Raw genomic sequence first — 12,790 nt, 5'->3', positions numbered from 1 at the left:
GATTTTCTCACCACGCCACGCATACCCTCTGTGCAGAAGGCTCTGCGTCACCTATCCACAGGTTGATTGCGCGTCGTTCCACAGTGATTGTGGAAAAGCGGTGGGTCTCAGGGGCGAGCCCGCCGGGCCTCGTTGCTGGCCGCAACCTTCGCTTAACGGGTCTGCTCTGAGCCTCAGAAGGACGCACCGCGCTACTCGCTCAGGAATCCCAGCTTCGTCGTCCCGAATCCGTACCGGGTCTCCATCAGCTTCTTCACCGGTCCCATGCCCTCTATGATCATCCTGCCGTCCGGCGTCCCGCAGCGTGTGCCCACCTGCGTCCTGCCGTACTGCAGTTCGGCTTCACGACTGCGCTTGGGACGGGGATCGGGCTCCCACCAGGGGAAATGGGCATACGGCTTGTTGGTCGAGACTTCATGGCGCCAGCACACGAACGAGAGCGTCTCGTTGCCTGCTGCGTCATAGTCGTAGACGCGGTAGGAGCTGTAGCCGCTGGTCAGCGGCGTGAGCTTCAACACACCCTTCTCTGCGTATGCGCGCAGGTTCTCGGTGTAGCCACCACTACCGGGAACCGGGCCGAACAGGATCACCCGCGTGAGCCTGCCGTTTGCGTCGTAGTTTTCCTGGCGATTCAGATCCAGCGTGCGCCACTGGCGTTCGTGGGGCTGCTTGGCACCGGGCCCGAAGACCTCGAAGATCCGTCGATGCGAGCGATGGTAGTACTCCCGGACGCGGGTGTAGTCAGTTACTCCTTCGAACAATCCCGTGGCAAGTTCCATTGGAACGCGCTCGCCGGGGAAGGTATACCGCAGCTTGTGCCGACGGTCCCGGCTACGCTGCGCGAAGAGCGCAGTAGCGTCGGATTGCACGACAGTCATGGAGGAGTCCCGAACCCCCAAAAGGCCTTGCCTATCACTTCCGTGAAAGGTGATCGCCACTTCTCTGCGACCATTCGCCCCATCAACATACATGTAGCCACTCGCAATCCACGCTCCGTCCGTAGTTTCGGCGTCCGTTGCCGTGTCGTCACGTTCTGGCTGCTCACCACGCTTCCTTGTGGCCTCCTTGTCAACAACTGAAACCAACGCGCCATCCGACCGATACGTGAAGTACCAGGTCATCTTCTTCGAGGCCTTTTCACGCAACTGCGAGCACGTGAAGTCAGGAACATCCGAAACACTCATCCCGGAACTCTGATTGGCCACCTCTATGCGGCCATCATTATCATAGAGCGCACAGAACGTAGTCTCCCTATGCCCCTTCGCGTCAGTTGCATGAATCGACGTCAATTGACCGACCGAATCATAATCGAGCTCATACATCTTGTGCAGCTCGAAATACGGATACACGGGCCTCACCGCAGGATGCAGGCGCTCAGGAGGTGCTTCACCAGTCAGCTTGGATTTCCGCTTTCTCCATTCCTCAGCACGGCAAATCCGTTGCCCTTGACCACTGCTTTCCAAGTAGTAGACCGAACCGCCATTCGAGTCGAATGGCTCATTCTTCAACTCAGACAGGTCAGGACCGATACTGATCCTTATGTAAGGTTCCGCCTCGTTCGCGCGACTGAGACTGGCGCCCACTGCATCTCCTCCGCCAACCAAGCTCGGCGTGAACTTAACCACCAATCCGTTGCCCTGAGAGCGGCCATCGTCTTCATTGATTGAAATACAACCTGCATGCGCGGCTTGCACAGCGCACAGAGCACCAACCGCATGCAGGGCTTTCAACAGCAAGCGCTCAATCACACCTTCTCTCCTTGATTCAATGCAGCATGTCGAATCGAATATGCCAATTCACTTGAACTGCCTCCCTCAACAGGCACGGCTGCAATGATCTCGCTCGGCATCGTGGCAACCGGATCGTCCATGTTGCTCCCCCAAAGCAGCGGCATGGTGACCCAGAAGCCTTTGATCCGTGGGCGTCCCGGCTCGCCCCGAAGAAAGTCTGTCGCCCTACGCACATCGTGCCGACCTACTACACTGGTCACATAGTCGCTAACGACACTAGGCTCCTCCATGAAATCTGGCTGCAGGTCAGGTGGTTGCGCATGCAACATGCGTTTGACGTGACCCTTGTCATTCAAGCCTGCGGCGGGAAATCCATGAAGCACGGAGTCGTAGCGAGGGAACGAGTCGCGGGGGACATTGGTGAAGACACGCTGATAAGCGGCGGAATTTGAATCGGCAAGATTCCTGATGCTTCTCCACGTCTCGGCACTTGCTGGCCTGTCCACCGTCAGGGTTGGCACGTTCTTGTTGAACCAAGGCAGATACGTCTGCGCCGCTTCCACTGCCGAGTATGGCTTGTTCTCCTTCTCCGGCAGCTTTTGAATCTCCTGGCCCAGAAACTTCCTCCACAGCTTCAACCGCAGCTCCCGCGCAAACGTTCGGGTTATTACCTGCACGCCGTTGCCCAGATCCATCCGCTTCGCCTCGCCATCAACGATCACCGCGGCGATCTCGGTATCGCCTGTCCCCAGCAGGCTGCGGTCATTGCAGTTCGCGCTGCCGATGATCGCCACCGCGTCATCAACGATCAGCAGCTTGGAATGCACATAGCACTGCTCAGTCACCACATACAGGGAGGGGCCATGCTCGGAGCCGATCGTGTGCGGCGGCAGATGATCGCTTCTGCGCGTTTCGGCCAGCACGCCGTAGCTGCGCAGATTCATCACCGACAGGTATTCCTTCCAACGCCCGGCCTTGACCTCGGCCTGCAGGTCGGCCTCCTCCACGCTGGCCTCGCGGATGTCCTTGTCGCGTGCGATCAATGATCGGCAGATGCGCCGGATCAGGCTGTCGTCACCACGCAGCAGGGTCTGCTGCACCCAGTACTGCTGCTTCACCACGGCACCGTCTGCCAGGCTGCCCTCCGGGTGCACCGGCAGGGTGATGTACACATGGAAGCCTTGCCGGGCCAGGATCGCACGGCGGATGCGCGCGGCGAGGGCGGCCACCAGCGGGTTGCTGGCCGCCGACTTCACTCCCTGCCTGCGCTCCACAACATCCTGCACGATGTCGGCCCTGCCTACCGGGCCGCTCATGGCCACACCGCGTTCCACGTGACCAAGCTTCGCCTTTTCGGCATCCGTCGCATCCCGCCGCTCCCCGCCCTTCACTGCGGTTTCCACCACGCTGCCCGGATCCGCGTCGGACCAGCCACAGTCGGAAATGAGGAACTGCGTTTCCAGATAGATGTAGGCACTGGCCGATGCGATGCAGTTGACCATTGCGTCGAGAATGGAGTGCATCGGCTGCTCACGCTCCCAGTACGGCTGCAGGCAGCTGGCGTCGTCCAGGTTCAGGCCGAGTTCCCTGCACCCCTTCTTCTCCAGCGCATGCAGGGCGGTGCCCGAGGAACGCACGATCTGCACGCTGATCTTTCCCGCCGTGCCGGGCACCGTCAGGTCACCGAACACCGCCTGCATGCCCCCCATGGACTGCAGCCACTGATCGCTCAATGGCGTCAGTTCCATGCCACGCGCCAGGGTGGTCTGCTCGGGCAGCGCTGTGTCGAGCCATTCATTGGTCTTGCGAAGGCCAGTATTCAGACCCTTGCGCAGCAGCGAGCCGATGGTCCGGTCGCCACGCTGGTTCTGCCAGACCATGGCATTCCAGCGGTGCATGAAGTTGCTGCAGATATCGAACACGGCCGGGCCCGCGATCTGCGCGTGCACGTCCTGCCAGGGCATGCGAGGCTGGCGGCCACTGTCGAGCAGCCGCTGGGTGCGATCAACCGGCGTATTGATCCACTGCACCAGCGATTCCCAGTCTTTCTTCGCCTTGTCGATCTTTGCTTCTATTTCGCTGAGTCGGCCTTCGATGTCCGCGCGCAGGCTGCGCGGATCGAGCAGGTAGCCCGCCGCTTTCTCTGCAGTCTGGAAGGGCCGCAGCGCTGCCGCCCGGATGTCGTTCTTCTGCTGGTCGAGCCAGCTGCCGAACTTCTTCGCCTGGATGGCGCTGAAGCCTGCCACCGCACGCCCTGCTGCGGCAGCCGCCTGGACCGGATTCAGTTTGATGGCTTCGTCGGCGGCACGGTTCGACGCGGCAATGACATCTGCATATTCCTTGCCGATCTCCTCCAGTGTCGTCTGGATGGCCAGGAACGTGCGCGCGACGGTGCGCTTGACCGCCATCCCCTCTTCCATGCCGGGGATGATCCACTCGGCGATCTTCCTGAGGCCTTCGCGCTCAAGCGCGTCGGGTACGCCCAGCTTGTCTGCATAGTCCTGCAGCTCCGCCAATGCGGCCCCGGCATCCCACTGCGCCTTCATCTGGTCCAGTGCGATGGCCATGCCAGGCACATACGCCTGTGCGAAGCCGGGACGGACGCGGCCTGCCGCATCCGGGCTGGTATCGGGCTTGTCCAGCGTGAGCTCCGTCTCATCATCCGTCATGCTCCGATACTTGCTCAGGCAGTTGTTGTAATGGTCATTGATCACGTGCAGCGTCGGGTCGCAGACCACGTCGAAGTTGCCGTCGTCCCAACGGCCATGGGCGACGTCGAGTCCTCCGACGAAGCCGATGCGTCCGTCTACCACCAGGATCTTCTGGTGGTGCGAGAAGGCGATGTTGAAGGCATCGGTGCGGCCGGTCGCCGGGTTGTGCAGGCCCACCTGGACCTGCCCGGGCGTCTTGTCATCCTGCATCTTGTACAGCGCCGTGCGCACCTCGTTCTCGTGGGTGTAGGCGGCCGCCTCCACGCTGTCGTAGAGCAGTACCCGCACATCCACGCCGCGCTGGTTGATAGCGTCGAACAGCAGCTCGCTCAGCCGCGCGGAGTGCGCGTCGCCGCGCGCGTCCATCTCGGTATCGAAGTTCATCTGCCAGTCGGCGATGAAGATGAACTTCTGCGCGCCGCGGATGGCATCGGCCATCGCCTTCATGGCCGAGCGCCCGTCGGTGAACGCGTCGACGCGGTTCCCGTGCCGCACCGGCGCGAACTGACGGTCCGGTGGTGCGTAGTAGTCGCCGCTGGTCGTGCCTTTCTGGCCATCCCTGCAGATGAGAGAGGCGCGCTCGACCCTGCCCCATGCGTTGGCGTCTGCCATGATCAGATCTCCTTGCGCCGGGCCGGGCTGGCGTCGATGTGGGACTGGAACTCGTACTCGGCGCGCTGCCGGTAGGCATGCAGTGCGGCATCGTCGGGCAGGTCGGCCAGACTCTTGCCATAGTTGATCGCCTCCAGCGTGTCCAGGGTTGCCCGCACCCCCGGGGAGCCGCTGTATGGCCGGGGCCGCTGCAGCGGGATCACGTCGATTCCGTGTACCAGGAACAGGCAGCCGGGATGGCGGCCTGCGTCACTCCAGATCCTCGCGCACAGCGCATCGTCCAGGCTGACATCGCCCTGTGCGTCGGCCTCACCTTCGGCCAGGGTCTCGGCCCAGCGTTCCGGCAGCAGGGCGCTGTCACGCTGCTCATCGTCCAGGGCGCGGTGCGTGCGCACGATCCTCCAGGGCTGCCCGCCCAGCGGCACACCCTGTGGGCCCGGGATGTCCTGCAGCCTGAAAGCAAGCTTCGGAACCTGCCCGTCCAGCGCGCTGGACGGCATGTCCGGCAGGGGACGGGTCAGCTGCGCCGGGCCGACGAAGGTGCGCTGCCCGGCCTGGACGGTCACCGTGCCGGGGCAGACCAGCACCAGGTTGCCATCTTCCAGCGTAATGCTGGCGCCACCGGCGGTGGCGACGTGCAGGGTGTGCGGTGCGGCAAGCTCCACAGCCCCTTGCCCGCTCGCTGCACGCACGGTGCTGCGCGCCTGCAGGTGGATCATTTCGGACTGGGCCCGGATGTCCAGTACCTCCTGCCCAGCGACGATGGTCAATGCCGCATCACCGGCAAAGGTGCGGCCACTGGCCGCCAGCATGCCCACCGCCTGCGCCGCGTGCAGGCGCGCACCGCCGGCCACGTTGGCATCGGTGTGCCCGCCACTGGACAGTGCCACATTCCGGGCACCGCCCCAGTGCAGTGCCTGCCCGGCCACCATCATCAGACCGGCCTGCCCATGCAGGCCCAGCGTTGGCTGGCCGGTATGCGGAACATCGCCGGGCGCAGGGCGGCCCTCCTCATCGGCGCTGGCCTGCGCATAGGAAAGTCCGGTCACACTGGCCCGCGCAACCCGTTGCAGACCTGCCACGCCGGTGCTGTCCTCCCGTACTGCGTGGCTGTCCAAGCCAGCCGTGCCGTGCATCGTAGCCGCGCCATGGCTGGACGCGGCCAGGAGGGCGGCCTGCTGCAGCAGCGCGCCGGCCGCAGCCACTTCGCCTGCGGGTGACAGCGCAGCGTGGCCACGCGCGGTCAACCAGACGCCCCGTTCGGCACGCAGCGCGCCCCACGCGTCAGTGCGCAGTTCCGCGCCTTCTCCGCGCAGGGAACCACGATGGTTGTCAGCCATGTGCAGCAGATGACCAAGATTCAGCTCGCTGCTGGCGTGGCTGCTGGCCAGCTGCACGCGCAGCTGTGCGTCGGAATCATCGAAGGCCAGCCGGTTGTAACCCGTTCCGGACCATTCCCGTGACTGGATGCCCCATACCGCCCCGGCATGCCGGTGCTGGTCCTGCCCCGGTGCCATCGCGTGCCAGACAGGCGCATGGCCGCCGGCCGCATTGCCCTGTGCGCTCGGGCGGGAGTCGGTGGCATGCCCGAACAGGCCGCCGCTTTCGTCTGCGGCCGCTGCTCCGGCCGGGGTGCGCGCAACGCCCGCCTCGCCACGACCGTTGTACAGCGCGCCCAGCACCAAGGGCTGATCGATGTTCCCGTCCAGAAAGCCGATCACCACCTCCTGGCCGACACGCGGCAGGAACTGTGCACCGACGCCCGGCCCAGCGTAGCGCTGCGCGACCCGCAGCCAACAGGCCGTACCGGCATCTGTGGCGTCCTGAAGATGCAGACGCACCCGTACCCGGCCCAGGTGATCGGCGTACAGAGCGGCATCATCACGGCCATCGCCAGCGATCACCGTAGCGGTCTGATGGCCTGGCGCGAGCGGCCGCGGGTGGATGCGTTCGCCGGTGCCGTCGGCCAGCACGGGCCGCCACGGTCGATTCCGATCGACGGCGCGGAAGCGATTGGCATAACCCAGGGTTGCGTTTGCCTCCAGCGCCACGCCGGGCATGGCTGAACCGGCCTCAAGCCAGCGGGCCGGTGCCGCAGCGCGTGGTTGCTCCGCCCCCTGCGCGATCGGCGGCGGATTGCACCCGTAATGCAGCAGTTCGGTCGGCAGCAGGCTCGGCGTCGAACCAGCGCCCGCGGCCAGAACGCGGATGAAGCGACCGACCTGCAGGCTGCGTACGCTGCCTGCCGCCAGCCAGCCTGCACTGCCGGCCTCGTGCGCTTCAGCTGCTCGCCGCGCGCGACGATACCCCTCATCGGCACCAGCCAGGGCGTGTGTGCCCACCGGCTCATAGACCTCGCGCGGGCTGCGCCCGGCGTCCTGCAGTGGCATCTGCACATGTCGGACGGTGGCCGCCGGGCCATCGTCGGTGACAAGCGAGAGCCGGCTGCTGCCCAGCCGACGCCACCTGCCCAGCTGCTGCAGGACATCTGCGCGCTCGGTGGCGTCGTCACGGTGGAAACGGATACCGCCGTCCCGGGCCGATTGTGGATTCTCAGGTTGCACGCTGCTGTCGGCGAACAGCACGAGCGTCGATCCGCCGCTGCTGTCGCTCTCGAACGTGCCCGCAATGCCTTCATCGGCCAACAGCCGCTGCACGAACTCAAGGTCCGGCTCCCGATACTGGATGCAGCAGTCGCGCACGGGTGCGGCGGCCAGAGCGGCCAGGGCATCGTCGCTCCAGCGCCAGCGGGCCAGTCCGCTGTGCGTGCCGAACACGTCCTCGACGATGTCCCGCACGGTCCGCTGCTGATGGACACGGCTGCGCCGCGCATGCCGCAGGAACCACGTCCATGGCACGAGATGCAGCCGATAGCGCGCCAGACCGCCGTCTGCGCCAAGGAGGTGAGCGGCGGCGATGTAGCCGCAGCGATGGTGGTCCTGGCCATCATCGAGGCAGGTGACCAGCGCGGCGCTCAGTCCCGGCCAGTCTGCGCATGACAGGCCCGCATCCGGGTGCACGGCATCTACCCAGTAATCGAAACCGTTGACCAGGCTTTCGTGGCCCCACCACTGTTCGACGAACAAGGGAGGCAGGCCCTCAGCCTGCAGCCGATGCAGTTGCCCGTTCGACCCGAGCCCCGCCAGCGGCGCGTGCGCAGCTGCCGTATGTGAAACATCCATGACCTCTCCCTGGCCGGGCGCTCCGCCCCGACGCTCAATGCCTGTGAACCTTCCCGTGGCCACCGCTGCTTCCGGTTTCCGTTCCCCACCCGGCCGTGACGCTTTTTTCACCACCGGCGCAGGAAGCTTGTGGCACAAGCATTGCGAACGTCTATCCACAGGTTCCCGCAGGCCCGATCCACACCCCGTGTGGAAAACCGCGTCACAGCCCCCGTACTGGCCGTGTGCGCCCCCGCGCGCTACCCTTGTTTCCCCTTGAAGACACTGTGGTGGAAGGCTTCCGCCCCACCTCCAGCAATGAAAAACATCGAGCATCGAGACTTCACCCTGTCGCCGGAAGACAACGCGCGCCTGGCCAACCTGTGCGGCCCGTTCGACGGCCATTTGCGACAGATCGAACTGAAACTCGGCGTGGAGATCGCCAATCGCGGCTTCGTGTTCCGCATCAGTGGACCGAAGGAAGCCAGCGTGGAAGCGCAGAAGCTGATCGAGGCCCTGTACGCCGAAGCCGGCGAGACCACCTTCGACAACCACGCCATCCACCTGCGCCTGGCCCAGGCCAACGTGGAGCAGATCGCCGAACGCTCGTACGAAGCACAGGACGTGGCGATCCGGGTCAAGCGTGGCACCGTGCGCGGTCGCGGCGCCAACCAGGGCCGCTACCTGCACCAGATCGCCACCCATGACATCAACTTCGGCATCGGCCCGGCCGGTACCGGCAAGACCTTCCTGGCTGTGGCCAGCGCGGTGGAAGCGCTGAACGAGTCGCGCGTGCAGCGCCTGATCCTGGTGCGGCCTGCGGTCGAGGCCGGCGAGAAGCTCGGCTTCCTGCCCGGCGACCTGACCCAGAAGGTCGACCCCTACCTGCGGCCGCTGTACGACGCCCTGTACGAAATGATGGGCGTGGAGAAGGTGGTCAAGCTGCTGGAGAAGAACGTCATCGAGATCGCACCGCTGGCGTACATGCGTGGCCGCACGCTCAACGACGCGTTCGTGATCCTGGACGAGGCGCAGAACACCACCATCGAGCAGATGAAGATGTTCCTGACCCGGCTGGGCTTCGGCTCCACCGCCGTGGTCACCGGCGACCTGACCCAGACCGACCTGCCCAAGCACCTGAAATCGGGCCTGCGCGATGCCATCGACGTGCTGCGCGATGTCGAGGGCGTGAGCTTCACCTTCTTCGAATCGCGCGACGTCGTCCGCCATCCGCTGGTGGCCCGCATCGTCAGTGCCTACGACCGCCGCGACCTGCATCAGATCCAACCCGGAGCGACATCATGACCCGTGGTCCCGTACGGCTGGACGTCGCCGTCAGTTACGCCCTGCCCCGCGCCGGACTGCCGGCTGCGGTGAGTTTCCGCAGGTGGGTTGCCGCGGCCCTGAAGGGCCGGATCCGCGAAGCCGACCTGGCGATCCGCGTGGTCGATGCCAAGGAGGGGCAGTCGCTGAACCGCCACTACCGTGGCAAGGACTACGCCACCAACGTGCTCAGCTTCCCGGCCGAAGTGCCCGAAGGCCTGCCCAAGGGCGTGAAGTTCCCGCTGCTGGGCGACCTGGTGATCTGTGCCCCGGTGGTCGAGCGCGAGGCCGGCGAGCAGGGCAAGGCGCTCAACGCCCACTATGCGCACCTCACCGTGCACGGCGTGCTGCACCTGCTCGGCTGGGACCACGAAGATGACAAGGAAGCCGAGGCGATGGAGCAGCTGGAACGCGAGATCCTGGCCGAGCTCGGCATCGCCGACCCTTACGCCGGCGAGCGCTGAGCCCGCCCCCCTGACCGGAAGGCAGCCGAGCCCAGGCTCGGCGCCACCACGGAGTGCCGCTGTGTTCCTGCCCCTGCTGCTTGCCACCTCTGCGTCCGCCGCTCCGCTGGACCTGCCTGCACTGATCGAATGCCGCCAGGACGTGGCCGCCCATGCCGCGCTGGCGCCGCTGCTGGCCGACCCGCTGAAAGCGGTCGCCAGCGGCCTGCAACCCCTGCCGCAGGGCAACCGGTTCCTGAGCGAGTACCGGCTGGCGCAGCCCATCACGGTGTTCGGCACCCGCACGGACCGGGTTGCGATGGCCGGTGCCAGCATCATGGCCATCCTCGATGAGGCCGACCCCCGGCCACTGGCCAGGCGGCTCGGGCTGGAGACCGGATACGACCAGGACGGCAAGTTCATGGCGGGGCGCGAACTGGTCAGCCGTGACGTGACCGACCCGACCACCGGCGAGGCGCAGATCGAGTCGATCATCCTCAGTGTCTCAACGGTGGCCTCCCACCCGGGCCGGACGCTGGCCGGCTGCACCTACAGCCTGGACCTGCCCGAAGCACCGGCGTCCCGGCCTGAACTGGCGCCGCCCCCGATCACCGGCCCCGGCAGCGGGGGGCGCTGACAGGCCGCTACATCCTGCTAGACTGGCGCCAACGCCCGGCATGCCGGGTGCCCTTTTTCCAGAGATGTCTGAAGACGACAGTAGTAGCTCCCTGCAGGAGCACAGTGAAAAGAAGCGCGGCTGGCTGGAACGCCTGACGTCCGCGTTCTCCGGCGAACCCCATACCCGCGACGAGCTGGTCGCTGTCCTGCACACCGCGCAGGAAGAAGGTCTGATCGCCGCCGATACCCTGAAGATGATGGAAGGCGCCATTTCGGTGGCCGAGCTGACCGTGGGCGACGTGATGATCTCGCGTTCGCAGATGGTCTCGCTGCCGGTCGAAGCGCCCTTCCTGGAACTGATGAAGCAGGTGGTCGAATCCGGCCATTCGCGCTTCCCGGTGCATGGCGAGAACAAGGACGACATCCTCGGCATCCTGCTGGCCAAGGACCTGCTGCGCGGCGTGGTTGCCGACCACGGCCCGGCCAACGTACGCGAACTGCTGCGCCCGGCGGTGCTGATTCCTGAAGCGAAGAAGCTCAACGTGCTGCTGAAGGAGTTCCGCCTGTCGCGCAACCACATGGCCATCGTGGTCGACGAGTACGGCGGCGTCGCCGGCCTGGTCACCATCGAGGACGTGCTGGAACAGATCGTCGGCGACATCGATGACGAGCACGACGAAGCCGAGGACCCGTCGGCACAGATCGCGATCCAGGCCGACGGCCAGTACGTGGTCGATGCCCTGACCCCGATCGGGGATTTCAACGAGCGCTTCGGTGCCACGTTCTCCGACGAGGACTACGACACCATCGGCGGCCTGGTCACGGAAGCGGTCGGTCACCTTCCGGAGATCGGAGACGAACTGGCGCTGGACCGCTTCATGTTCCGCGTCGCGCGTGCCGATGCGCGCCGGGTACAGGCCTTCCACGTGACGGTGCTGCCACCGGACGCGCAGGACGACGCTTGAAACGGCGCGGGCTGATCCTCACCCTGTGGCTGGCACTGTGCATGCTGGCCACGGCCGTGCCTGCCATCGCCTTCGCGCAGGCGACGGCTACAGTCGCCGGAACTCCGGCGCCGCGCATCGGCGTGGTGACGATGCAGCCCGGCACGGTGTTCTTCGAGCGTTTCGGCCATGACGCCATCGTGGTGCTCGATCCGGCCAGTGGTGAGGCAACGTCGTACAACTTCGGCTACTTCGATCCGTCCGAGGATGACTTCATCGGTCGTTTCGTGCGTGGCGACATGATGTATTACCTGGTGGCGCTGCCCCTTCAGCAGGACCTGTCGTACTACGACGAGACCGGCCGCGGAGCGAGCGTGCAGTGGCTGGATCTGCGCCCGGACCAGGCGCGCGCACTGGCCGCCGACCTGGCCGAGCGGGCCAGGCCGGAGAACGCGCGCTACCACTACGACTACTACACCGCCAACTGCGCGACGATGGTGCGCGACACGCTGGACAAGGCGCTGGGTGGTGGACTGCATGCTCAGCTGTCCGGACGCTCGCGCGGTAATACCTACCGCAGCGAATCGGTCCGCCTGGCCTCGCCCGCGCCGTGGATGTGGCTGGGCTTCGACGTGGGCCTGGGCCCGTTCGCCGATCAGCCGCTGTCACGCTGGCAGGAAGCGTTCGTGCCGATGCGCCTGGCCGATGCCCTGCGCCAGGCGCGCAACAGCGACGGTCGTCCGCTGGTGCAGTCCGAGCAGGAACTGCTGCCGCACCGCATCGATCCGGAGCCCAAGGAATTCCCGCGCCGCTGGTGGCCGTGGCTGCTGTGCGGCCTGGCCATCGCTGCCGGCGTGCTGGCGTTGCGCAACCGGCCGCGCCTGCTGGCCGGACTGGGACTGCCGTTGTGGCTGCTGTGTGCCGTCGCAGGTGGCCTGCTGGTGTTCCTCTGGGGCTTCAGCACCCATTACGCCGCCTGGGCCAACCGCAACCTGCTGCTGCTTTCGCCGTTGTGCGTGCTGCTGCTGCCGGGCGCGGTCCGGCTGCTGCGCCGTCGCCCGCCGGGCCGCATGTTCACGGTCGTGCTGTGGCTGGTGGCACTGCAGGCCCTGGCCGCGCTGGTCCTGCACTGGCTGAGCCTGCAGGCACAGTACAACGTGCAATGGATCGTGCTGCTGCTGCCGATCCATGCTGCCCTGGCCTGGGTGCTGGGGCGCGATCGTCACTTGTCGGATACGCGGCACTGAC

General features: G+C 65.7%; 8 protein-coding genes. 5 read left to right on the top strand and 3 right to left on the bottom strand.

Annotation, left to right across the window (positions count from 1 at the left end):
* Positions 1-191: 191 nt before the first annotated feature.
* Genes N5J29_RS08755 through N5J29_RS08745 form a run of 3 tightly spaced genes read right to left on the bottom strand, consistent with a single transcriptional unit; the run spans position 192 to position 8,235 of the window.
* Positions 192-1,748 carry a hypothetical protein gene (locus tag N5J29_RS08755; protein WP_164152722.1) on the bottom strand — a complete coding sequence of 519 codons (1,557 nt, stop codon included), beginning with the start codon at positions 1,746-1,748 and terminating at the stop codon, positions 192-194.
* Positions 1,745-5,053, bottom strand: coding sequence for a phospholipase D-like domain-containing protein (locus N5J29_RS08750; protein WP_164152725.1), 3,309 nt, complete (start codon positions 5,051-5,053; stop codon positions 1,745-1,747). Before N5J29_RS08750 ends, N5J29_RS08755 begins: the two co-directional genes overlap by 4 nt.
* Before the next feature lie 2 nt (positions 5,054-5,055).
* Positions 5,056-8,235, bottom strand: a complete 3,180-nt coding sequence (locus N5J29_RS08745; protein ID WP_164152727.1) for a type VI secretion system Vgr family protein — start codon at positions 8,233-8,235, stop codon at positions 5,056-5,058.
* A 297-nt stretch (positions 8,236-8,532) separates the two neighbouring features.
* Between N5J29_RS08745 and N5J29_RS08740 the strand changes: the two genes are divergently transcribed.
* The 5 genes from N5J29_RS08740 to N5J29_RS08720 all read left to right on the top strand — a co-directional run bounded on the left by N5J29_RS08740 (position 8,533) and on the right by N5J29_RS08720 (position 12,789).
* On the top strand, positions 8,533-9,519 hold the full coding sequence (locus tag N5J29_RS08740; protein WP_053516587.1) for a PhoH family protein: 987 nt from the start codon (positions 8,533-8,535) through the stop codon (positions 9,517-9,519).
* On the top strand, positions 9,516-10,001 hold the full coding sequence (ybeY, locus tag N5J29_RS08735; RefSeq protein ID WP_053516586.1) for an rRNA maturation RNase YbeY: 486 nt from the start codon (positions 9,516-9,518) through the stop codon (positions 9,999-10,001). Before N5J29_RS08740 ends, ybeY begins: the two co-directional genes overlap by 4 nt.
* Before the next feature lie 61 nt (positions 10,002-10,062).
* Complete coding sequence (locus N5J29_RS08730; protein WP_053516584.1) at positions 10,063-10,617, top strand: hypothetical protein; 555 nt, start codon at positions 10,063-10,065, stop codon at positions 10,615-10,617.
* 64 nt (positions 10,618-10,681) lie between these two features.
* The gene (locus tag N5J29_RS08725) at positions 10,682-11,563 is read left to right on the top strand and encodes a transporter associated domain-containing protein (protein ID WP_053516583.1); all 882 of its coding nucleotides are present in this window, start codon (positions 10,682-10,684) and stop codon (positions 11,561-11,563) included.
* Positions 11,560-12,789 (top strand): DUF4105 domain-containing protein, encoded by a 1,230-nt coding sequence (locus N5J29_RS08720; RefSeq protein WP_065181220.1) that lies wholly within the window; start codon positions 11,560-11,562, stop codon positions 12,787-12,789. Before N5J29_RS08725 ends, N5J29_RS08720 begins: the two co-directional genes overlap by 4 nt.
* The last annotated feature ends 1 nt before the right edge of the window (position 12,790 follow it).

Origin of the sequence: Stenotrophomonas sp. GD03680, from assembly GCF_029844625.1 — a bacterium.
GTDB lineage: Bacteria > Pseudomonadota > Gammaproteobacteria > Xanthomonadales > Xanthomonadaceae > Stenotrophomonas > Stenotrophomonas maltophilia_P.
Note: the sequence above shows the minus strand (reverse complement) of the source record. Positions and strands in the feature narration are given on the sequence as shown.